This window comes from Sinorhizobium sp. KGO-5 (assembly GCF_036245905.1).
Classification (GTDB): Bacteria; Pseudomonadota; Alphaproteobacteria; order Rhizobiales; family Rhizobiaceae; genus Sinorhizobium; species Sinorhizobium meliloti_A.
On record NZ_BDIZ01000002.1, the window covers coordinates 20,001 to 40,499 of the forward strand.

A 20,499-nucleotide genomic window follows, 5' to 3' on the forward strand; every position below is an offset into this window, starting at 1 on the left:
AAACAGATTGCACCACAGTCATGGCTTTGCCGCAACCGGCCTTAGCGGCAATAGGTTCCCGCCGGCGGCACACCGGTCGTTCCATGCTCCCTCTTGTCGGCAATCTCGCGCGTCCATCGGTCCAGGTGTGCCTCGAACTGCGGCCAGTTCTCGAGTTGACGGCCCGCGAGGTGTTGGGCTTGACGCAGCCAACCCGACGCTGGTCCTTCCCTTTCGCCCGCGCTCGGTGGGGTGAGCAAGCGCGCGGCAAAAAAGCCCCAAATACGAGCGAAGGCGCAGAGCCGCACATTGAAGCGCACCTCCCGCGTAACTGCGACGCGGTACTCAACCAGCGGCTGCGCATCACACAGCAGTACCTCACTGGTAACACCGCCAAGCCGCAGGAAGACTCCTTCCATCCCTTCAAACCAGCCTACTGCCCCATCCCAACCGAGATCGACGCCACAGAATCCCTGGCGGAAGAAAGCCGAGCAGTGGCACGAGGCCGCTTGCGCATAAGCGCTCCGGTGACGCTCGGCGCTCATGAGCTCGCCCGCGTCCTGCCGGACTATCTCGCCCTTGTTCCCAACGTGGAGATCCTGCTGACTTTCGCCGACCGCCTGGTCGATCTCGTCGACGAGGGATACGACGCGGTGTTCCGTACCCGGCCGCTGGGGGACAGCCTGATCGCGCGCCACCTCCGACCTATGGAGTTCGCCTTTGCGCCGCCCCGCCATATCTCGCACAGCGAGGGGCGCCACAGCGGTCGGAAGATCTTCATGATCTCGATTGTCTTGGCTTCGCCTACGGTGCCACGAGAGACCGTTGGCGGTTCTGCGGCCCGGACGGTGAAGAGCAAGTCGAAGTCAAGTTTCGTCTGGTTGCCAACAGCGGCCAGGCGCTCCTGACACTCAGCTGCGCGGGGCTCGGCATCCTGATGCAGCCGCGGGCGCTCGTCGAAGATGTGTTGAGGGCCGGGAACCTGGTGCCACTGCTGCCTGCCTACGCGATCCCTAGCCGGCCGCTCCAAATCCTCAATGCCCCGGATCGGCGGGCCACACCAAAGCTGCGGTCTTTCCTCGACTTTGCCGTCGCGAAATTCGGCCGGAGCGAGGATTAGAGCTGAGGGAATGCGCTTCGAGGTCGCCGGAGGACGGAGGTCCATTTCAGACATCCTCGTCCATACGGCTACCGACACGTAGCTGTTTATCGCGGCGAGGGCTTCGCCCAAGGACGGCAATGTGACGAGAACAGCTTTCAGCTAAATAAGCTCTCGCTGCAGGGTACCGTGGGAAGTCAGCTTTTGCGCTAACGAGATCGCATGATCGGGCACAAAGCATGACCCTGGCCCGCTTGCTCACGCACCGTCCTGCCGGAGAGCGCTAGCTCGCGGCGCATCTATGCGCGACGACGGATCCAGTTTGAGTTTGCTGAAGATCGGATATTCAAAGTTTGTCTGCCCCCATCAAACGCGATGCTGTGTAAGGTTCCCCAATCGACCGCTAGCACGGCCACTAAAGCCAAGTACCGGTTCTCTCCTGGCTCGGGGAAATCCATGGATCTGCAAAAGATCAAAACGCTTCTTGACTTCGTAGGACGTTCGCGTGTTTCGGAACTGACGGTCAGCGACGCGGGCACCACGGTCGTCATTCGCAAGTCCTCTCCAGTGGCGGTTGCCGGGAGTGAGCCTCACGCGGAAGAATCGCAGGTCTTCGCTCCGCCCGAGTTGAACGACGAGGTTCAGGAGCCGGATGTGCGGATCGTACGTGCCGCTACTATGGGTGTCCTTCACCAAGCCCAAAGCCCCGGTGCCGCGCCGCTCATTGCCCTCGGCGACCGGGTCGAACCCGGTCAGGCGCTCTGCATCATCGAGGCCATGAAGGTCTTCACGACGATTAATGCCCCTATCGGGGGAACCGTAAAGCGCATCTTCTTTGAGGACGGGCAGGAGGTCGGTTTTGGCGATCCGCTCGTAGAAATCTGCTGATGACTAGGCCCTTCACCTCCGTCCTCATAGCCAATCGCGGCGAGATAGCCGTGCGCATCGAGCGCGCCTGCCTGGAACTCGGGCTGAGACCGGTCCGCATTGCCTCCGAGGCCGACAGGGATGGACAGCCAGGACCGGAGGCGGGCGGTCCGCTCGTCGTCGGGCCGTCGGCGCCTGGGCGCAGCTACCTCAATCAGGCGGCTATTCTGCTCGCCGCGCGCGTGACGGGAGCCGAGGCTGTACATCCGGGCTACGGCTTCCTGTCGGAAAACGCGGATTTCGCAGAGGCGGCGGAACAGGCCGGGTTGGTTTTCGTGGGCCCGCCGGCATCGGCGATGCGTACCATGGGCGACAAAATCGCCGCCAAGCGCGCAATGATTGCGGCGGGCGTACCCTGCGTGCCGGGGCCGGGCGAGCCGCTGCCCGATGAACTAGAGACGGTGCGGACGCTTGCGGATGGGATCGGCTATCCGGTGATCGTCAAGGCGGCCGGGGGTGGGGGCGGCCGCGGTATGCGCATCGTGCGCGAGAGCGCCGAAATTGCCGATGCGGTGGCCATCACGCGCGAGGAAGCGCGTCGTGCCTTCGGCAATCCCGCGCTTTACCTGGAGAAATTCCTGGAACACCCCCGTCATGTGGAGTTTCAGGTGCTTTGCGACAATCACGGCAATACCGTCTGGGTCGGCCATCGAGATTGCTCAGTCCAGCGGCGGCACCAGAAGGTAGTGGAGGAGGCGCCTGCGCCGAATATCGCACCGGAACTAGCCGAGCGCATCGGTATGCGCTGCGTGGAGGCTTGCCGGCAGATCGGCTACCGCGGCGTCGGCACGTTCGAATTCCTCTACGAAAACGGTGAATTCTATTTCATCGAGATGAACACCCGGCTGCAGGTCGAGCATCCCGTCACTGAACTGACGACCGGTGTCGATCTGGTGCACGAGCAGTTGCGTGCGGCGCAAGGGGCGGTGCTCGAGATAGGGCGCTTCAGCGGCGAAGCGCGCGGCCATGCTTTTGAATGCCGTATAAATGCGGAAGATCCCACGACCTTCGTCGCTGCACCGGGGCGTATCACGGCAGTGCATTTCCCGAACGGCCCGGGTATTCGCGTCGATAGCCACATCTCGGCCGGGTATCACGTCTCGCCCTTCTACGATTCCTTGATCGCCAAGCTGATCGTCCACGCGCCGAACCGCCATGAGGCGATCCGTCGGATGCAGATCGCACTGTCGCAAACGCGGATCGAGGGAATCTCTACCAACCTTCCGCTACATGCGCGGATCTTCGCCGATCCCGATTTCGTTCGCGGCTGCGTCGATATCCATCACCTCGAAAAGCGACTGAGGGAGGAACCTCGTGTTGAAGCGTGACCGTGCGAGGGGCGCAGGCGTTATCGACGATTTCTCCGATCCCGCACTCATCTCGATGCTCTCCGAGTGGCTGGAAGCCTCCGGCGCGCGCGAGCTGGAAATCGCTACCGCGGACGGGCGGGCGCTGAAAATTGTGCTGGATGCGGCCCCGAGTCCCGCCGTGTCGGGCGAGAAGCCTGTCGCGCCAGGCGTGCCGCCGGCCGAGCGCCATGCCGTGAAGGCGCCGCTCCCCGGCCGCTTCCGAGACAGGCACCCATCCGCCGATGCAGTGCCGCTCTCTGGGAAGGGAGGGAGACTGGAGGCGGGCGCACTCGTCGGCTTTGTTGAGATCGGGCCCGTGCTCCTTCCCGTGCGCGCGAGCGAGACAGCAATCGTCGCCGAAATCCATGTTCGAGCCGGGGATCTCGTCGGCTACGGCGATACCATTTTGACGACGGAGGCTGCTCGATGAATCGTCTGCAGGCGGAACCCTTTCCTGCACCTTCCGCCATCGTTCCCGATACGGAGGGGCTGGCGAAGATTTCCTTTATCGGTACGCGCGCCTTCCTCATCGAGGCGCCCGGCGCCTTTGACCTGCCCAACCAGCGGCGCATCTGGGCGCTCTCGCTTGCTCTAAAGGCACGGAAGGATGTCGCCGAGATCGTGCCGGGAATGACGAACCTCTTGGTGATCCTGAAGGAAACGCCGGACACGCCGGACGCCCTCGTCCAGGCACTCCAGGAGGAATGGAGGCAGGCGCGGGGCGTCGATCTTGCCGGCCGAGATATCGAGATCGCCGTCACCTATGGCGGCGAACACGCGATCGATTTGCCGGCGCTGTGCGACCGTTCCGGTCTCAGCGACCGCGAGGTGGTGCGCATCCATTACGAAGGCACATACCGCGTCTTTGCGCTCGGCAGTGCGCCTGGCTTCGGCTATCTTCACGGGCTTGATCCGCGCATCCACATGCCGCGCAAACCCGTGCCCTCGCTCCACATGGCGCGCGGTTGCGTAACCATCGGTGGCATGCAAACCGGCGTTGCGGTGCTGACCGGACCGAATGGGTGGAACTCCATAGGTTTTGCCGAGCTGCAGATGTTCGATCCCATGGCCGCCACCCCGGCGATAATGGCCCCCGGCGATACAGTCCGCTTCCGACCCGAAAGGATCGAACTGTGATTGAAATCGTAGAAACCGGACCACTGAATACAATCCAGGATCTCGGCCGTCCGGGTTACCGACATGTCGGGGTGACGGGGTGCGGGGCGATGGACCCGCTTGCGCTTCAGATCGGCAATATCTTGGCCTGCAATCCTGCCGAGGCGGCCGGGATCGAGGTGCAGACCTTTCCGTTTCGCCTGCGCTTTGCCTTCCGCGCAGTTTTCGCCGTTACCGGTGCAGATTGCCGGGCGAAGCTCGATGGCCTCGAACTGCCGCCCTGGTCGGTGGCCGAGGCCGAGCCGGGGCAGGTGCTGGAACTCCGTCCACCGCTTAAGGAGGCGCGGGCCTATGTCAGCCTGGCTGGCGGCGTCGACGTCGCCCCGGTCATGGGCTCGCGCAGCACGTCGCTACGCGGCAGCTTTGGTGGTCTCGAAGGTCGGGTGCTAGCAGCGGGTGACCGGATAGCGACGGGCACGGCTGCGCCGCTCTTACCGAAGGGCGGCTTCAGCGTAGTGCCGCCCGCGGTGGGGCTGAAGGACGTCTTTCCCGTCGCCGAGGGCGGCGCGCTCGTCATCCGCGCCTTGCCTGCCGGCGAACACGATCTCTTCGGGGCCGATGCGGAGCGCTTTTGGAACCAGCCGTGGAAAATTTCCGCACGTAGCGACCGCACCGGCTACCGGCTCACCGGCGATCCGATCCATCCAACGGAAACTGTCGAGATGCGCTCGCACGGCGTTGTGCCGGGCGTCATCCAGGTGCCACCGGCTGGAGAGCCCATCGTCCAGATGAGCGACGCCAACACTGCGGGCGGCTATCCGAAGATCGGCGGCGTTATCGAGGCCGATCTCTGGCGGCTGGGCCAGGCGCCCATCGGCTCGATGCTGCGCTTCACGCCGGCAACGCATGGGGAGGCGAAGGCACTAGAGAAGGCGCTCGCCACCTATCTCTACGACATCCGGCAGACCGCACGGCTGGTCGCCGCGGCTCTTGCCGCCATGGCATAGGAGGATTTCATGCAGGTGGACCTGAATTCCGATATGGGCGAGGGCTTCGGGCCCTACAGTCTCTGCGACGATGAGGCGATGATGGATGTCGTCACCTCCGCCAATATTGCGTGCGGCTTCCATGCCGGTGATCCCGATATTATGGCGCGCATGGTCCGCCTTGCGCGGGCGAGGGGTGTCGATGTCGGCGCCCATCCGGGACTGCCGGACCGGCAGGGTTTCGGCCGCCGTGAGCTGCCCTTCGGTCCCGACGAACTGCGCCAGCAAATGCTGTACCAACTCGGCGCGCTGATGGCGATTGCCAGGGCAGAGGGCGTCACCGTCTCCCATGTCAGCTTCCATGCGGCGATGGGCAACATGGTCAATCGCGACCCCGCGCTGGCGAGCGCGATGATGGACGCGATTCGCACTGTCGATTCCGGCCTGATTGTCTTCGGCACGGCTGACAGCAATATCGAGCACGCTGCGCTCAATGGCGGCCTTAAGACGCTGACGCTCTTCCTCGCCGACCGAGCCTACGATGCCCAGGGCGCCCTCGTGCCGCGCGGTCAACCGGGAGCTCTCATCAAGGACGACATATCGGTGCGGGCTCGCGTGCGGCAGTTTCTTCTCGATGGAACCGTGACGGCAATTGACGGGGCCATCATCCCCATGCGGGCGCGCTCCATCCTCGTGCACAGCGATACGCCTGGTTCGCTCGCTCTCGCCCGTACCGTCCGCAGCGAAATCGAAGCCGCCGGTGGTGCCGTCACGCCCGTCTCCAAGCTGCTGCGATGAACTTCGTCTCGTCGCCGTCCCATCCGCTTTATCGAAAGCCATGATCATGCCCTCTATTGCCGACCGCCTGAAGAACGTTTCCGTCTCCGCCTCCGCCGCCATGACTCAGCGCGCCCGCGACCTCGCTGCTAGAGGCGTCAAGGTAATTAGCCTATCTTCGGGCGAGCCCGACTTCGCAACGCCTGCCAATGCCATCGAGGCAGCTCATGCGGCGGCCGTCGCCGGCGACACCAAATATCCGCCGCTGGACGGCACCCCGGCCCTGCGCCAGGCTATTTCCCGCAAGTTCAAGCGCGACAACAATCTTGACTACGATCCCTCCGAGATCGTCGTCGCCGGCGGTGGCAAGCAGATCATCTTCAACGCCGTTATGGCCACCTGCAATCCGGGCGACGAGGTGGTCATCCCGTCGCCGTCCTGGATCAGCTATGCGGATATCGTGAAATTCGCCGGCGGCGTGCCGGTAGCGGTCGACTGCCCGCAGCAGAACGGCTTCAAGCTGCGTGCTGAAGACCTCGATGCTGCCATCACCCCGCGCACCAAGTGGCTGTTCCTGAATTTCCCGAACAATCCGACGGGCGCGGCCTGCTCGCGCGCGGAGATGAGAGCGATTGCCGAGGTAATGCTGAAGCACCCGAATGTCTGGATCATGACCGACGACATGTACGAGCATCTTATCTATGACGGCTTCGAATTCTGCACCATCGCTGAGGTCGAGCCGCGGCTGAAAGATCGCGTGCTGACGGTCAACGGTGCGTCCAAGGCCTATGCGATGACCGGCTGGCGCCTCGGCTTCTGCGGAGGGCCGAAGGATCTCATTAAGGCGATCAGCAATGTCAACGGCCAGAATAGCGGCGGCACCTCCACTATCACCCAAGCTGCCGTCGTCGCCGTGCTCGACGGGCCGCAGGACCTTCTGAAAGAACGGGCGGCAATCTACCGGGAGCGGCGCGATTTCGTGGTTGCTCGGCTTGGCGAGATCGAGGGCATCCGTTGCCATAAGCCCGAGGGGGCCTTCTACGTTTTCCCCAATATCGCCGAACTCGTCGGGCGTACGAGTAAGGGCGGGCGCAGGATCGAGACCGATACGGATTTCGTGCTAGCGCTGCTCGATGAGCATCACGTGACGACCGTACAGGGAGCCGCCTATGGCATGAGCCCCTTCTTTCGCATCTCCTATGCGACAGGCATGGAGCAGCTTGACGAGGCCTTCGGACGCATCGCTGAGTTCTGCGCCGGGCTTCGCTAGCCTGGCCCCTTGAGGCGGGCTGTCAGTTCCATGAGGATCGACCGCACCGCCAACGCTGGCTCGGATAGTTCGCTCTGATCGGATAGGCAAAGCGAGAGTGTCTCCTCAATCCTCGGAGCGACTACCCGCGCGATGAGCGGTTCCGAGGATTCAGCGACAATCCGCTCGGCGATGGCACGCGGCATGATGGTCGCGCCGACACCACGGCTCACGGTCCGGCCGAGCGTCCGGACGATCTCCAATTCCGCCACGACGTTCAGCGAGAGGCGGGCGCGGGTGAAGGCGAGATCGATGGCGCGTCGGACGAAATTGTAAGGTGGCGGCAAGAGCAGGGGAACGTCGTTGAGGGCGCTCACCGGCAGGGGTGTCTCGCCCGGCTCGATGCCGAAATCGCGATGGGCAACCAGATGGAATTCCTCCACGAAGACGGGTTCGAAGCGCACGCCTTTGATAGGACCCGTGCCGTGGATCAGTGCCATTTCCAGCCGGCCATTCATGATCATCTGGCTATAGGTTTGGCCGACGCTTTCGGTGAGGTGCAACAGAATGCCCGGATGGCGCTTGCGCGTTTCAGTGAGCAGGTCGACGGAAAGCGTCGCCGCACTGGAAAAAGGCACGAGGCCAACGGAGACGCGCCCGACGAGCGTAGAGCCGGCCGCCTTCACGTCGGCCTGTGCCTGGTCCATCTGGCGCAAAATGATCTGAGCATGACGGTAGACCGCCTTGCCCGCTTCCGTCATGGAGACGCCCTGCTGACTGCGGATCAGGAGCTTTTGCCGGAAATGATCCTCCAACGCTGCGAGCTGCTGGCTAAGCGCGGGCTGAGCGATATGCAGCACGTCCGCTGCGCGAGTGATGCTGCCGGTGTCTACAATGACGATGAATGATCTGAGACGCCTGATGTCCATATACGAGTCTGCCCTGTTCCGCTTCGCATGTTACAGCCCGACGGGGCGGCGGCAAGCCCATAAGCCTTCCTTATCCATCCAGATGCAAACGGTCTTAGTCAGGGCCGGAATGCTTCGCTACTCTCTCTATTCATAGCAGGGGAGCTCCAATGGCATTTTCCGATTATAGAACCGCGCTCGTGACTGGTGCCTCCTCGGGAATCGGCGCTGCCCTCGTCGAACGGCTTCGGCGCGAGGACCTCGAAGTGCATGCAGTCGCCCGCAGCGCGGGTGCGCTCAAGGAATTGGCCGTGCGCACAGGCTGCATTCCCCATACCATTGACGTGACGGACCGCGCCGCGCTTGCGAAGCTCGCCGGGGAGGTCGAATTCGATATTCTGATCAACAATGCCGGCGCCGATCGTCCGAAGAAATTCCTGGAGGCGGAGGAAGGCGACATCGACCTCCTCGTCGATGTCAACCTGCGCGCCGTCCTCCACCTCTGCCGGCTTGTTGTGCCAGGCATGGCGGCGCGCGACCGCGGTCATGTCATCAATATTTCCTCGATCGCTGGCAACTACAATTTCGGCGGCAACTCCACCTACCACGCTACCAAGGCCGGCGTCAGCATGCTCTCCAATCAGCTGCGTATTGACACGTTCGGCAAGCGCGTACGGGTAACGGAAATTTGCCCGGGACGGGTCGCCACCGACATCTTTAATCATGTGCACGGCGACGACCCCTCCGTCCGTGAGCGCTTCATCGACGGCTTCGAGCTGCCGCAGGCGTCCGACATCGCCGACGCCATCGCCTTTGCGATCGCCGCACCCGTCGCCGTAAACATCGGTCATATGGAGATCACTCCGACGCTGCAAGTCATGGGCGGCCTTCAGACGGCGAGGCCGCAGGCGAAGGAACCGCAGCGGTGAAGGGCTTCGACCTCGCCGCCATCCTTGGCAATCCTGAATACATGGCCATGCTGGCGCATGGCATCGAGATGACGTTCATCATCGCCATTTGCTCGTGGCTCTTGGCAATGAGTCTTGCGGTGCTGCTGCTCGCCATTCGGTTCGCTCCCGGCCGCATCGGCAATTCGGTGGCGGCGGCCTACGTGTCCTATCACCGCAACGTGCCGACCCTGGTGCAGCTCATGCTTTGGTATTTCGGCATCTACACATTACTGCCCTTGGGCGTCTCGGATTGGCTTTCAGCTCACTCGGCGGAAATGATCTTCGCCGTCATCGGCCTCGGGCTTTGTCAGGCGGCATATTTCAGCGAGGACCTGCGCTCGGGCCTCCGCTCGATTAATCCGGGCCAGATGGAGGCGGCGCGTGCCCTTGGCCACGGCTATATTTCAGCTATGCGCTTCGTGCTGATCCCCCAGGGCGTGCGCAATGCGCTCCCGGCCCTCGTCAACCATAGCGTCTCCCTCTTCAAGAATTCGAGCCTTGCCATAGTGATCGGCGCCCCGGAACTCAGCCATGCTGTCAAGGAAATCGAGAATCTCAGCTTCCGCACCTTCGAGATCTATTTGATCGGCACGGTCCTCTACCTCTTTTTCTCTCTGATCATTATGGCCGCAGGCGCCTATCTCACCTGGCGTGCCGATCCGGTGAATGGGGTCAGCCGATGATCCATGACCTGATCGCCATCATCGACCAGTACTGGCTGCTGCTCCTCATCGGTCAATATCCAAACGGCCCTCTCGGCGGCCTTGCCAACACGCTGATCCTCTCCGCGCTCAGCATTGTCATCGCCTTCCCGTTCGCGATTCTGCTCGCCTTCGCGCGCCTGTCGAAATATCGGGTGCTGCGTTGGCCGGTGACGCTTCTGGTCTACGTGACGCGAGGCGTGCCGCTGCTCATGCTGGTACTTTGGAGCTACTTCCTCGTGCCGCTTTTGACGGGCGCGGACGTCCCGAGTTTCCTGACGATGCTGACGACGCTGGTCGTTTACCAAGGCGCGTTCCTTAGCGAGATCATCCGCGCCGGCATCGTCGCGCTGGGGCAAGGGCAGATGGATGCGGCGCGCGCCCTCGGCCACAGCTGGTTCGGAGCAATGCGTTACGTCATCCTGCCGCAAGCACTCTACAACATGATCCCGAGCATGCTGTCGACCTTCGTGGCGACGATCAAGGACACGACTCTCGGCTACGTGATCAACGTGCCGGACCTCACCTTTGCGGCAAGCCAAGTCAACAATCAGCTGCTCACGCAGCCCTTCCAGGTCTTCCTGATTCTGGCGCTCACCTACTACGTTATCTGCTGGTCGCTCACCGCGGTCACAAATGTCGTCGAGCGACGCATCACACGCCGACGCGCCGGCCTCGGCGCCCGGAAGCGTCAGCTTCCGGTTTCCCTGACCCCAAACGCCACGGAGCAGCCATGACCGCTTCAGTATACGCACCCGCGAAGGATCAGGCGATCCGGCTTGCCGATGTCCGCAAGAGCTATGGCGAATTCGACGTGCTGAAGGGCATCGATGCCACAGTCTCGCGGGGCGAGGTGGTCGTAATCTGCGGCCCCTCCGGCTCCGGCAAATCGACGCTTATCCGTACCGTCAACCGGCTGGAGGAGATCAACAGCGGTTCAATCTTCTTCGAGGGGCAGGACATCCACGCGGCGATGAGTGGCCGCGATCTCAACCGGCTGCGCAGCCGCATAGGCTTCGTCTTTCAGAGTTTCAACCTCTTCCCGCATCTCTCGGCGGTCAACAATGTCGCCATGTCCCCCATTCGTGTGAAGGGCGTACCGGCGACCGAAGCGGCAGAGAAGGCGCTGAAGCTGCTTGATCGAGTGGGCTTGCGCGAAAAGGCCAACGCCTATCCGGCGCAGCTCTCCGGTGGCCAGCAGCAGCGCGTGGCCATCGCCCGTGCGCTCGCCATGGAGCCGCCCGTCATGCTCTTCGATGAGCCGACCAGTGCGCTTGATCCGGAAATGGTCGGTGAGGTGTTGAGCGTGATGAAGTCCCTTGCGGCCGAAGGCATGACCATGATGTGCGTGACGCATGAAATGGGCTTTGCCCGCGACGTTGCGGATCGCATTTGGTTCATCGATCAAGGCCAGATCATCGAGACGGCGACGCCGGAAGAATTCTTCAACAAGCCGAAACATCCCCGCGCACAGAGGTTCCTCGCCGACCTGCGCCATTAATACCAATCACGAAGGAGAACAGCCAATGAAGTACCAGCACCTTATTCTAGCAGCGACCGTCGCGGCGGCTGCCCTTGTCGGTCCCGTCAAGGCCGACCAGCTTGACGATATCATCGCCAACAAAACGCTGCGTTGTGCCACCTTTGCCGACGTGCCGCCGTTTGCTTCTCCTGACCCGCAGACACGCGAAATGGTCGGTTTCGATGTCGATCTGTGCGGCGCGATCGCAAAGGAGCTGGGCGTAAAGGCCGAGATCAAACCTGTTTCGGTAGAAGCGCGCGTGCCGGAGGTAAAGCTCGGGCGCGTCGATATCACGGTGGCCAACCTGGCGTATACTCAAAGCCGCGCCGAGCAGATCCAGTTCAGCGATCCTTACTACCTTGCGAAGGAAATGCTGATCGTACCGGCAGACGACCCCGGCAAGTCGAAGTCGGATTATGTCGGTCAGCGCATTGCCTCCACCAAGGGCTCGACCTCGGAAATGTCGATCAAGCTAAATAAATCCGAGCCTCTGACCTTCCAGGATACGGCTTCCGCCTACCTCGCTGCTCAGCAGGGTAAAGCGCGTGGCATGGTTGCCAACACTATGACGACCACCAAGTTGGTCAACGAGTCTAAGACGCGCGGCAAGGAAATGCGGATGATCCCCGAGCCCATGCTCTTCCAGCCGATCGGTATTGGCATGGCGAAGGATCAGCCGGCGCTCACGGCCAAGATCAACGAGGTGCTGCGCAAGCTCGACGACAGCGGCGAGCTCAACCGAATCTGGGACAAGTGGCTGGGCCCGGGCACCGAGTACAAAATGACCCGCACAGACAAGGTCGCGCCGCTCTCGGAATTGAAGTTCGACCCTATCCCCTGAGGTGGGGCTCTCAGTCCACATTCAAGTGAATTGAACAGCGAGCGGCGGGCGTGGCGTCCGCCGCGACGATCATCCGTGGGAAAGATCATGACGCATATCAAGAGAATGCCTATTCGTCCGAGTGCTGCCGAGATCGGGGCGCTTGCTGAATTTTCACCCGCGACCATTCATGAGGCACAGGGCCGCCGCGGAGCGCTCTCCTCTCGCATCAAACCGGTAGACTACCGAATGAAACTGTGCGGTCCAGCTTTCACCGTGCGCTGCGCGCCGCGTGACAATATTATGCTGCAGCTCGCCATCAACTATGCAGAGCCCGGCGACATCATCGTCGTCTCGGCCGGTGAGTACGAGGAGGCCGGTTCCTTTGGCGACGTACTTGCCAATGCCTGCCTTGCCAAGGGTATCGGCGGGCTTGTGACCGACAGCGGCGTGCGTGACACTCTGCAACTGCGCCAACTCGGGTTTCCGGTCTTCTCGCTCAGCGTCTGCATCAAGGGCACGGTGAAGGAGACCCTGACCGCGACCAATGACCCGGTGGTCGTCGGGGGTGAGCTCATCCATCCCGGCGACATCATCGTCGGCGATGCCGACGGCCTGGTCGTCATCCGCCGAGACGAGGCCGCGGAGGTCGCGCGTCTGTCACAGGCGCGCGAACAGGCTGAAGCTGGATACATCGCGGCTTACAAGGCCGGCAAATCGGTAATCGAAGTCAGCCAGCTCGAATCCGTGCTGAGAGCAAAGGGTCTCATTGTCGAGGCGTGACCTGAGGGGATATCATGAGCAAGGTAGAACTTTTGCAGGTTGGTCCATACCCCACGTGGGATGAGGAACGGCTGAACGCGTCTTTCACGATGCATCGCTATTTCGAGGCGGAGGATAAGCCGGTGTTCCTGGCCGAGCACGGCGCAAACATCCGTGGTATCGCCACGCGCGGCGAGCTTGGTGCGAACCGGGCGATGATCGAGATGCTGCCGAAGCTGGAAATCATCTCCGTCTATGGCGTCGGCTTCGACGCGGTGGACTTAGCTGCCGCCCGCGAGCGCGGCATCCGCGTCACAAACACGCCGGACGTGTTAACGAAGGACGTTGCCGATCTCGGGCTCGCCATGATGCTGGCGCAGGCGCGCGGCGTTGTCGGCGGCGAGAGCTGGGTGAAGAGAGGCGACTGGGCGAGGAAGGGGCTTTATCCGCTGAAGACCCGTGTACATGGCAAGCGCGCTGGCATCCTGGGGCTCGGCCGCATCGGTTATGAAGTCGCCAAGCGCCTCGCGGGCTTCGACATGGAGATCGCCTACAGCGACACCGGTCGGAAGGATTACGCCAAGGACTGGCTTCACGTCGCCGATCCGGTCGAGCTTGCCGCCCGATCCGACTTCCTCTTCGTCACGCTCGCCGCCTCCGCCGAGACCCGCCACATCGTCGGCAGAAAGGTCATCGAGGCGCTCGGACCGGACGGCATGCTGATCAACATTTCCCGCGCCTCCAACATCGATGAGGATGCCCTTCTCGACGCTCTGGAGACGAGGATACTCGGCTCCGCCGCGCTCGACGTCTTCGAGGGCGAGCCGAACCTCAATCCGCGCTTCCTCGCGCTCGACAATGTGCTTCTCCAGCCGCACATGGCTTCCGGCACGGTCGAGACCCGTAAGGCCATGGGCCAGTTGGTTTTCGATAACCTGTCGGCCCATTTTGAAGGCCGGCCGCTGCCGACGCCGGTTCTGTGAGGTTCAGATGAAAGCCATCGTCATCCACGCGGCTAAAGACCTGCGCATCGAAGAACGGGAGCATGAGAAGCCCGGACCCGGCCAGGTGGAGATCCGCCTTGCCGCCGGCGGCATCTGCGGCTCGGACTTGCATTACTACAACCACGGCGGCTTCGGCACGGTGCGCCTGAAGGAGCCGATGATCCTCGGTCATGAGGTCGCCGGTCACGTCGCAGCGTTAGGCGAGGGCGTTTCCGACCTCGCCATCGGCGACCTGGTCGCCGTCTCGCCCTCGCGCCCCTGCGAGTCGTGCGAATACTGCCTGAAGGGCTTGGCCAATCATTGCTTTAACATGCGCTTCTATGGCTCGGCCATGCCGTTCCCACACATCCAGGGCGCGTTCCGCGAGCGTCTGATCGCGACAGCCGGCCAGTGCGTGAAGGCGGACGGTCTTTCGGCAGGCGAAGCGGCGATGGCCGAACCGCTCTCGGTGACGCTGCACGCCACGCGCCGCGCCGGCGAGATGCTCGGCAAGCGCGTCCTCGTGACAGGCTGCGGGCCGATCGGCACTCTGTCTATCCTTGCCGCTCGCCGGGCGGGTGCGGCCGAAATCGTTGCGGCTGACCTTTCCGAGCGAGCGCTCGGTTTCGCCCGCAAGGTTGGCGCTGACCGCGCGATCAACCTTTCGGAAGACCGCGATGGCCTTGCTCCCTTCAGCGCTAATAGAGGGTATTTCGACGTCCTGTACGAATGCTCAGGCGCACAGCCCGCCCTCGTTTCGGGGATCCAAGCGCTGCGCCCGCGCGGCATCATTGTCCAACTCGGCCTCGGCGGCGAGATGAGCCTGCCGATGATGGCGATTACCGCTAAGGAGCTCGACCTGCGCGGCTCCTTCCGCTTCCACGAGGAATTCGCGATCGCGGTGAAGCTGATGCAGAGCGGCCTCATCGATGTTAAGCCGCTGATCACCCATACGCTGCCACTCGCCGATGCCCTGGAAGCTTTCGAGATCGCCTCGGACAAGGGCCAGTCCATGAAGACGCAGATCGCATTTTCCTGAGGAGAAGCCATGAGCACCCAACTCTTCGACCTGACCGGTAAGCGCGCCCTCGTCACCGGCTCCTCGCAGGGCATCGGCTACGCGCTGGCCAGGGGGCTCGCCGCGGCCGGCGCGAAGATCATTCTCAACGGTCGCGATGAGGCGAAGCTGAAGGCTGCGGCGGCAAGTCTTGGGACGAAGCACACGCTCGCCTTCGACGCCACGGACCATGAAGCGGTGCGCAAGGCCGTCGATATCTTCGAGGCGGAGGTCGGCGCGATCGACATTCTCGTCAACAATGCCGGCATGCAGCACCGCACGCCGCTCGAGGATTTTCCCGCCGACGCTTTCGAGCGGATCCTGAAGACCAACATCTCCACCGTCTTCAATGTCGGTCAGGCGGTCGCCCGCCACATGATCCGGCGTGGCGCCGGCAAGATCATCAACATCGCCAGCGTCCAGACCGCGCTCGCCCGACCCGGCATCGCCCCTTACACCGCCACCAAGGGCGCCGTCGGCAATCTCACCAAGGGCATGGCAACCGATTGGGCGAGGCACGGCCTGCAATGCAACGCAATTGCACCCGGTTATTTCGATACGCCACTGAATGCCGCGCTCGTCGCCGACCCGAGCTTTTCCGACTGGCTCAAAAAACGCACGCCCGCCGGCCGCTGGGGCAAGGTAGAAGAGTTGGTCGGCGCCTGCATCTTCCTCTCCTCTGACGCTTCCTCCTTCGTGAACGGACACGTGCTCTATGTCGATGGCGGCATCACAGCCTCGCTCTAATGCGGCCTCTCCCCCTCCGCCGCGTCGCATCGTCCTGATGGGCGTCGCCGGTTGCGGCAAATCCGCGGTCGGCGATGCGCTCGCCGCCGGTATCGGTGCGTCCTATATCGACGGCGACGACCTGCACCCGCCGGCAAACATCGCCAAGATGAGCCGCGGCGAGCCGCTGACGGACGAGGACCGCTGGCCCTGGCTCGCGCTTGTCGCCCAAAAGCTCGCCGCTGCGGACCGGGTCCTTATTGTCGGCTGCTCGGCCCTCAAACGCCGTTACCGCGACCATATCCGCGCCGAGGCTGCCGACTCCGTCACCTTCGTCCATCTCTCCGGCACGAAGGATCTGATCGCCGCGCGCATGGACGCGCGCGCAGGGCACTTCATGCCGGCGAGCCTCATCGACAGCCAGTTCGCTGCGCTGGAATTGCCGGCCTCCGACGAGAACGCGATCACCGTCTGCATCGATCGTCCGCTAGCGAGGATTGTTGATGAGTTGTTGAGCATCTACATGGCGGATAATCCGGATCAGCGGTTCTGATCCATTCAGGGCGAAAAAGCTCGCCCACTGCTGGGAGCTAATGGGACATTCCGACTAACACCGCCTGGAGCGACGCGGCGCAGCAACCAATTTGATCAGCGTCTGCTCTCAAACGATGACGATCGCCCGGAAGTCGTTCACGTTGGTCAATGTCGGCCCGGTGATGACCAGGTCTCCAATGGTCTTGAAATAGGTATAACTGTCGTGTCTTGCGAGCGCGTCATGAGCATCAAGCCCAGCGCCCGTACCCCGGGAGAGCGTGGAAGGTGTGACGACCGCGCCCGCAGCATCTTCCACACCATCAATGCCGTCGGTGTCCGCCGCGATCGCATAGATATTCGGCATACCTTTCAGAGCGGCTGCCAGTGCCAACGAGAATTCGGTGTTTCGCCCACCCCTTCCATCAGATTTCGCGTGCAAGGTCACGGTGCCCTCGCCGCCAGACAGAAGAACGGCAGGCGGTTGGACGGGAACGCCTTTGCCTCGAACGGACGCTGCAATTCCAGACATTATCTTTCCCATCTCTCGCGCTTCCCCCTCGATCGCGTCGCCAAGAAGAAGCGGGGCCAAGCCCGCCCGCCGAGCGATTTCCGCAGCGGCATCTAATGCCATCGCCGGAGTCGCGATAATATGCACCTCGCTTGAGACAGCCCCGTTTTCGGTCAATATGTCGTCGCCGCTCAGGATGGCGCGGACCCGCGGATCAAGGTCGATGGAATACCGTGCGAGGATCTTTCGTGCATCGGCACGGGTGGTGTGGTCGGAGATTGTAGGGCCGGAGGCGATGACGGCAGGATCATCTCCTGGAACATCCGAGACGACAAATGTCACCACTCTGGCCGGATGAGCGGCACGGGCAAGCTTGCCGCCCTTGACCATCGAAAGGTGCTTGCGCACGGTATTCATCTCGGAGATGGAGGCGCCACTGGCCAGCAGGCGCTGGTTTATCTCCCGCTTGCCCTCAAGTGTGAGGTTTGAGGCCGGCGCCACGAGCAGCGACGAGCCACCGCCTGATATCAAAGCGACGACGAGATCGTCCGGTTCGAGGTTTTGAACGGCCGACAGGACGCGGCCTCCAGCCTCCACACTCATTGCGTCCGGGACGGGATGGGACGCTTCGACGATGTCGATGCGTCCGGCCGGCACGGCATGGCCGTATCGCGTCACGACCACGCCCGACAGATCGACATCGGGCCAGGCGGCATCGACCGCTGCCGCCATGGCGGCCGATGCCTTCCCGGCCCCAATGACAATGCACCGCCCCTTCGGTTTGTCGGAGAGGAAGTCGACAACCTTCGCAGGGTTGGCGCTTGCCACCGCCGCTCGAAACATGCCGGCGAGCAGCGATCTGATCTCTTTCTCAGTCGAGGAGGAGGATATGGCCATGGAGGGCTGACCAGTAGACGTCGCTCCGCCCCATGTCACGCCAACGCCTCGGCGATCGCGCGTCCTGCCTCGATCGTGTTTGCACGTCCGCCGAGATCCCTTGTTCTTATAGCCGGATCGGCCAAAGCATGCTCGATCGCCTGCATTACGCTCAAGCTCGCCTCCGTCTCTCCGAGGTGTTCCAGCATCATCGCCGCCGACCAGATCTGGCCGACCGGATTGGCAACGCCCTGGCCGGCAATATCCGGCGCCGAACCATGCACAGGCTCGAATAGCGACGGAAACTTGCGCTCCGGATTGATATTGCCTGAAGGCGCAATGCCGATCGTGCCTGTGCAGGCAGGGCCGAGATCAGACAGGATATCGCCGAACAGGTTTGAGGCCACGACCACATCGAAACGGTCCGGGTTCAGTACGAAATGGGCGCAGAGAATATCAATGTGGTACTTGTCCCAGGTAATATCGGGATAGCGGGTCGCCATCTCCACCACGCGCTCGTCCCAATAGGGCATCGAGATCGAGATTCCATTCGATTTGGTTGCCGAGGTCAGGCGCTTGCGCGGCCGCGATTGTGCCAGGTCGAAGGCGAACTTCAGTATGCGGTCGACACCGGTACGTGTCATCACCGTTTCCTGCAGAACCGTCTCGCGCTCAGTTCCTGGGAAAATCCGGCCGCCGATCGACGAATACTCGCCTTCGGTATTTTCACGCACCACATAGAAGTCGATGTCGCCCGGCTTGCGTCCGACGAGAGGCGCTTCGACGCCCGGCATTAGGCGTACCGGGCGCAGGCTGACATACTGGTCGAATTCGCGCCGGAATTGGATGAGCGAGCCCCACAGCGAGATGTGGTCGGGAACGATCTCCGGCCAGCCGACCGCACCGAAGAAGATCGCGTCATGGCCGCCGATCTGGTCCTTCCAGTCCTCGGGCATCATACGTTTGTGCTTGACGTAATAATCGCATGAGGCGAAGTCGAATTCGTCGAGCTGCAGTTCGAAGCCGAACTTCTTCGATGCGGCCTCGAGCACCCTCAGGCCTTCCGGCACGACTTCCTTGCCGATCCCGTCGCCGGCGATGACTGCAATACGGTGGACCCGGTTGGTGTTGCGTCCGGACATTGCGTCTCCATTCATTTTATCAGTCATCCTCTACAAAGACCTCTTCGCGCTTCTTGGCGATTGAGGGAACGAAAGCGATTGCAGTTACAAGGACTGCCAGGATCAGCAACGTGGCGCTGATCGGGCGGGTTACGAAGACGGATGGATCGCCATGCGAGATCACCATCGCGCGGCGAAGATGTTCTTCGAGCAGCGGGCCTAGCACGAAGCCGAGCAGCATAGGCGCGGGCTCGAAATCGAGCTTGCTGAGCGCGTAGCCGAACAGGCCGAAGGCCGCCATCACATAGAGATCGAAGGTGTTCGAATTGACGCTGTAGACGCCGATCGATGCGAAGGCGAGGATCGCCGGAAATAGCACGGAGTAGGGCACCGTGAGTAGCCGAACCCATACGCCGATCAACGGCAGGTTCAGGATGACCAGCAGCAGGTTTCCGACCCACATCGAGACGATCACGCCCCAAAACAGCGCCGGCTCCGACGTCGCGACCTGGGGGCCAGGAACAATGCCCTGGATGATCATCGCCCCGATCATCAAGGCCATCACAGGATTGGCAGGAACCCCGAGCGTCAGCATTGGAATGAAGGAGGTCTGCGCACCGGCATTGTTGGCCGCCTCCGGCCCGGCGACGCCTTCGATCGCGCCTTTGCCGAACCGCTCCGGGGACTTGGAGATTTTTTTTTCAACTGCATAAGAGGCGAAGGATGCCAGGATCGCGCCGCCGCCGGGAAGGATGCCAAGCGCCGATCCGAGGGCAGTACCCCGCAGTGCCGGGGCCAGCAAAGCCTTCAGATCCTCTTTGTTCGGCATCAGGCCGTGGACTTTCCTGACGACGGTACTGCGCTCGGTCGTGCCCTCGAGATTGCGCAGGATCTCAGCGATGCCGAAAAGGCCAACGGCCACGGCGACGAAGTTCAACCCGTCCGCCAGCTCGGGAATGTCCATGGTGAAGCGCATCGAGCCCGAATTGATGTCAGTGCCAACCAGGCCGAAGACGAGCCCCATGGTTATCATCGCGATCGTCTTCAGGACCGATCCATGCGCCAAAACGACCGCGGCCATCAGACCGAGCACCATCAGCGAGAAATACTCGGCCGGACCGAACTTGAGCGCTACCGCAGTCAAAGGTGGCGCCAGAGCGGCAACAAATACGGTCGCGATCGTGCCGGCAATGAAGGAACTGATCGCGGCGGTCGCGAGTGCCGCACCCGCACGTCCCTGGCGCGCCATCTGATAGCCGTCGATGGCCGTCACCGCGGAGGATGACTCGCCTGGAAGGTTGATGAGGATCGCGGTGGTCGACCCGCCATACTGCGCACCGTAATAGATGCCCGCCAGCATGATCAGCGATGTTTCCGGCGACAGCGACAGCGTGATCGGGAGCAGCATCGCGATCGTCGCCGTCGGCCCTATCCCTGGAAGCACGCCGACCAGAGTGCCGAGCAACGTGCCGGTGAAACAGAAGAGGATGTTATAGGGCGTGAGCGCCGCGCCTAGACCAAGCGCAAGATTGTTCAGGAGATCCATCTT

The 20,499-nt window shown here is 62.4% G+C and carries 22 protein-coding genes and 2 pseudogenes; 19 read left to right on the top strand and 5 right to left on the bottom strand.

Features of this window, described 5'->3' with window-relative positions; genetic code table 11:
• Nucleotides 1-59: 59 nt before the first annotated feature.
• Nucleotides 60-410, bottom strand: a pseudogene (locus BHD07_RS09245) (IS21 family transposase); the annotation flags it as partial.
• Nucleotides 411-473: 63 nt separating this feature from the next.
• On the opposite strand from BHD07_RS09245, the pseudogene BHD07_RS31845 reads away from it, so the two are divergent.
• From BHD07_RS31845 to BHD07_RS09285, 9 genes and pseudogenes are all read left to right on the top strand, one after another.
• A pseudogene (locus tag BHD07_RS31845) lies at nucleotides 474-680 on the top strand (LysR substrate-binding domain-containing protein); the annotation flags it as partial.
• Entirely contained in the window at nucleotides 623-1,099 is a 477-nt protein-coding gene (locus BHD07_RS31850) for a LysR substrate-binding domain-containing protein (RefSeq protein WP_445190488.1), read from the top strand. The pseudogene BHD07_RS31845 and the gene BHD07_RS31850, both read left to right, overlap by 58 nt.
• A gap of 435 nt (nucleotides 1,100-1,534) precedes the next feature.
• Nucleotides 1,535-1,966 (top strand): acetyl-CoA carboxylase biotin carboxyl carrier protein, encoded by a 432-nt coding sequence (locus tag BHD07_RS09255; RefSeq protein ID WP_338279391.1) that lies wholly within the window; start codon nucleotides 1,535-1,537, stop codon nucleotides 1,964-1,966.
• A complete protein-coding gene (locus tag BHD07_RS09260) occupies nucleotides 1,966-3,333 on the top strand; it encodes an acetyl-CoA carboxylase biotin carboxylase subunit (RefSeq protein ID WP_338279393.1) in 1,368 nt (455 codons plus the stop codon). Before BHD07_RS09255 ends, BHD07_RS09260 begins: the two co-directional genes overlap by 1 nt.
• Nucleotides 3,320-3,784: an acetyl-CoA carboxylase biotin carboxyl carrier protein gene (locus BHD07_RS09265; protein WP_338279395.1), complete on the top strand. Its 465-nt coding sequence runs from the start codon at nucleotides 3,320-3,322 to the stop codon at nucleotides 3,782-3,784. Before BHD07_RS09260 ends, BHD07_RS09265 begins: the two co-directional genes overlap by 14 nt.
• The gene (gene pxpB, locus BHD07_RS09270; protein WP_338279397.1) at nucleotides 3,781-4,491 is read left to right on the top strand and encodes a 5-oxoprolinase subunit PxpB; all 711 of its coding nucleotides are present in this window, start codon (nucleotides 3,781-3,783) and stop codon (nucleotides 4,489-4,491) included. The genes BHD07_RS09265 and pxpB overlap by 4 nt, the downstream gene beginning before the upstream one ends.
• Nucleotides 4,488-5,477: a 5-oxoprolinase subunit C family protein gene (locus BHD07_RS09275; protein ID WP_338279399.1), complete on the top strand. Its 990-nt coding sequence runs from the start codon at nucleotides 4,488-4,490 to the stop codon at nucleotides 5,475-5,477. Before pxpB ends, BHD07_RS09275 begins: the two co-directional genes overlap by 4 nt.
• 9 nt (nucleotides 5,478-5,486) lie before the next feature.
• The gene (locus tag BHD07_RS09280; RefSeq protein WP_338279401.1) at nucleotides 5,487-6,254 is read left to right on the top strand and encodes a LamB/YcsF family protein; all 768 of its coding nucleotides are present in this window, start codon (nucleotides 5,487-5,489) and stop codon (nucleotides 6,252-6,254) included.
• Between the two features lie 46 nt (nucleotides 6,255-6,300).
• Nucleotides 6,301-7,503: a pyridoxal phosphate-dependent aminotransferase gene (locus BHD07_RS09285; protein ID WP_338280896.1), complete on the top strand. Its 1,203-nt coding sequence runs from the start codon at nucleotides 6,301-6,303 to the stop codon at nucleotides 7,501-7,503.
• Here BHD07_RS09285 and nac read toward each other — a convergent pair.
• On the bottom strand, nucleotides 7,500-8,411 hold the full coding sequence (gene nac, locus BHD07_RS09290; RefSeq protein ID WP_338279403.1) for a nitrogen assimilation transcriptional regulator NAC: 912 nt from the start codon (nucleotides 8,409-8,411) through the stop codon (nucleotides 7,500-7,502). The genes BHD07_RS09285 and nac overlap by 4 nt on opposite strands.
• A gap of 149 nt (nucleotides 8,412-8,560) precedes the next feature.
• On the opposite strand from nac, the gene BHD07_RS09295 reads away from it, so the two are divergent.
• The 10 genes from BHD07_RS09295 to BHD07_RS09340 all read left to right on the top strand — a co-directional run bounded on the left by BHD07_RS09295 (nucleotide 8,561) and on the right by BHD07_RS09340 (nucleotide 16,464).
• A complete protein-coding gene (locus BHD07_RS09295) occupies nucleotides 8,561-9,319 on the top strand; it encodes an SDR family oxidoreductase (RefSeq protein ID WP_338279405.1) in 759 nt (252 codons plus the stop codon).
• The gene (locus BHD07_RS09300; protein WP_338279407.1) at nucleotides 9,316-10,023 is read left to right on the top strand and encodes an amino acid ABC transporter permease; all 708 of its coding nucleotides are present in this window, start codon (nucleotides 9,316-9,318) and stop codon (nucleotides 10,021-10,023) included. The genes BHD07_RS09295 and BHD07_RS09300 overlap by 4 nt, the downstream gene beginning before the upstream one ends.
• Nucleotides 10,020-10,778, top strand: a complete 759-nt coding sequence (locus BHD07_RS09305; protein WP_338279409.1) for an amino acid ABC transporter permease — start codon at nucleotides 10,020-10,022, stop codon at nucleotides 10,776-10,778. Before BHD07_RS09300 ends, BHD07_RS09305 begins: the two co-directional genes overlap by 4 nt.
• The gene (locus BHD07_RS09310) at nucleotides 10,775-11,542 is read left to right on the top strand and encodes an amino acid ABC transporter ATP-binding protein (protein ID WP_338279411.1); all 768 of its coding nucleotides are present in this window, start codon (nucleotides 10,775-10,777) and stop codon (nucleotides 11,540-11,542) included. Before BHD07_RS09305 ends, BHD07_RS09310 begins: the two co-directional genes overlap by 4 nt.
• A gap of 25 nt (nucleotides 11,543-11,567) precedes the next feature.
• Entirely contained in the window at nucleotides 11,568-12,404 is an 837-nt protein-coding gene (locus tag BHD07_RS09315; RefSeq protein ID WP_338279413.1) for an ABC transporter substrate-binding protein, read from the top strand.
• A gap of 87 nt (nucleotides 12,405-12,491) precedes the next feature.
• On the top strand, nucleotides 12,492-13,166 hold the full coding sequence (locus tag BHD07_RS09320; protein ID WP_338279415.1) for a 4-carboxy-4-hydroxy-2-oxoadipate aldolase/oxaloacetate decarboxylase: 675 nt from the start codon (nucleotides 12,492-12,494) through the stop codon (nucleotides 13,164-13,166).
• A gap of 14 nt (nucleotides 13,167-13,180) precedes the next feature.
• Entirely contained in the window at nucleotides 13,181-14,128 is a 948-nt protein-coding gene (locus tag BHD07_RS09325) for a 2-hydroxyacid dehydrogenase (RefSeq protein WP_338279417.1), read from the top strand.
• Between the two features lie 7 nt (nucleotides 14,129-14,135).
• Nucleotides 14,136-15,167 (top strand): L-idonate 5-dehydrogenase, encoded by a 1,032-nt coding sequence (locus tag BHD07_RS09330; RefSeq protein WP_338279419.1) that lies wholly within the window; start codon nucleotides 14,136-14,138, stop codon nucleotides 15,165-15,167.
• 9 nt (nucleotides 15,168-15,176) lie between these two features.
• Nucleotides 15,177-15,932 (top strand): SDR family oxidoreductase, encoded by a 756-nt coding sequence (locus BHD07_RS09335; protein ID WP_338279422.1) that lies wholly within the window; start codon nucleotides 15,177-15,179, stop codon nucleotides 15,930-15,932.
• 37 nt (nucleotides 15,933-15,969) lie between these two features.
• Complete coding sequence (locus tag BHD07_RS09340; protein WP_338279423.1) at nucleotides 15,970-16,464, top strand: gluconokinase; 495 nt, start codon at nucleotides 15,970-15,972, stop codon at nucleotides 16,462-16,464.
• Between the two features lie 108 nt (nucleotides 16,465-16,572).
• Here the strand turns inward: BHD07_RS09340 and BHD07_RS09345 are convergent, their stop codons facing one another.
• The 3 genes from BHD07_RS09345 to BHD07_RS09355 are packed head-to-tail and all read right to left on the bottom strand — an operon-like array spanning nucleotide 16,573 to nucleotide 20,496.
• A complete protein-coding gene (locus BHD07_RS09345) occupies nucleotides 16,573-17,850 on the bottom strand; it encodes a glycerate kinase type-2 family protein (RefSeq protein WP_338279425.1) in 1,278 nt (425 codons plus the stop codon).
• Nucleotides 17,851-17,885: 35 nt separating this feature from the next.
• On the bottom strand, nucleotides 17,886-18,971 hold the full coding sequence (locus BHD07_RS09350; RefSeq protein WP_338279427.1) for a tartrate dehydrogenase: 1,086 nt from the start codon (nucleotides 18,969-18,971) through the stop codon (nucleotides 17,886-17,888).
• Between the two features lie 19 nt (nucleotides 18,972-18,990).
• The gene (locus BHD07_RS09355; protein ID WP_338279429.1) at nucleotides 18,991-20,496 is read right to left on the bottom strand and encodes a tripartite tricarboxylate transporter permease; all 1,506 of its coding nucleotides are present in this window, start codon (nucleotides 20,494-20,496) and stop codon (nucleotides 18,991-18,993) included.
• Nucleotides 20,497-20,499 lie beyond the last annotated feature (3 nt).

What these genes read in the sequence shown, in the direction of transcription:
- BHD07_RS09255 (WP_338279391.1), top strand. Translation starts at nt 1,535, where the DNA reads ATGGATCTGCAAAAGATCAAAACGCTTCTTGACTTCGTAGGACGTTCG.
- BHD07_RS09260 (WP_338279393.1), top strand. Translation starts at nt 1,966, where the DNA reads ATGACTAGGCCCTTCACCTCCGTCCTCATAGCCAATCGCGGCGAGATA.
- pxpB (WP_338279397.1), top strand. Translation starts at nt 3,781, where the DNA reads ATGAATCGTCTGCAGGCGGAACCCTTTCCTGCACCTTCCGCCATCGTT.
- BHD07_RS09280 (WP_338279401.1), top strand. Translation starts at nt 5,487, where the DNA reads ATGCAGGTGGACCTGAATTCCGATATGGGCGAGGGCTTCGGGCCCTAC.
- BHD07_RS09285 (WP_338280896.1), top strand. Translation starts at nt 6,301, where the DNA reads ATGCCCTCTATTGCCGACCGCCTGAAGAACGTTTCCGTCTCCGCCTCC.
- nac (WP_338279403.1), bottom strand. Translation starts at nt 8,411, where the DNA reads ATGGACATCAGGCGTCTCAGATCATTCATCGTCATTGTAGACACCGGC.
- BHD07_RS09295 (WP_338279405.1), top strand. Translation starts at nt 8,561, where the DNA reads ATGGCATTTTCCGATTATAGAACCGCGCTCGTGACTGGTGCCTCCTCG.
- BHD07_RS09305 (WP_338279409.1), top strand. Translation starts at nt 10,020, where the DNA reads ATGATCCATGACCTGATCGCCATCATCGACCAGTACTGGCTGCTGCTC.
- BHD07_RS09310 (WP_338279411.1), top strand. Translation starts at nt 10,775, where the DNA reads ATGACCGCTTCAGTATACGCACCCGCGAAGGATCAGGCGATCCGGCTT.
- BHD07_RS09315 (WP_338279413.1), top strand. Translation starts at nt 11,568, where the DNA reads ATGAAGTACCAGCACCTTATTCTAGCAGCGACCGTCGCGGCGGCTGCC.
- BHD07_RS09320 (WP_338279415.1), top strand. Translation starts at nt 12,492, where the DNA reads ATGACGCATATCAAGAGAATGCCTATTCGTCCGAGTGCTGCCGAGATC.
- BHD07_RS09325 (WP_338279417.1), top strand. Translation starts at nt 13,181, where the DNA reads ATGAGCAAGGTAGAACTTTTGCAGGTTGGTCCATACCCCACGTGGGAT.
- BHD07_RS09330 (WP_338279419.1), top strand. Translation starts at nt 14,136, where the DNA reads ATGAAAGCCATCGTCATCCACGCGGCTAAAGACCTGCGCATCGAAGAA.
- BHD07_RS09335 (WP_338279422.1), top strand. Translation starts at nt 15,177, where the DNA reads ATGAGCACCCAACTCTTCGACCTGACCGGTAAGCGCGCCCTCGTCACC.
- BHD07_RS09340 (WP_338279423.1), top strand. Translation starts at nt 15,970, where the DNA reads ATGGGCGTCGCCGGTTGCGGCAAATCCGCGGTCGGCGATGCGCTCGCC.
- BHD07_RS09345 (WP_338279425.1), bottom strand. Translation starts at nt 17,850, where the DNA reads ATGGCCATATCCTCCTCCTCGACTGAGAAAGAGATCAGATCGCTGCTC.
- BHD07_RS09350 (WP_338279427.1), bottom strand. Translation starts at nt 18,971, where the DNA reads ATGTCCGGACGCAACACCAACCGGGTCCACCGTATTGCAGTCATCGCC.
- BHD07_RS09355 (WP_338279429.1), bottom strand. Translation starts at nt 20,496, where the DNA reads ATGGATCTCCTGAACAATCTTGCGCTTGGTCTAGGCGCGGCGCTCACG.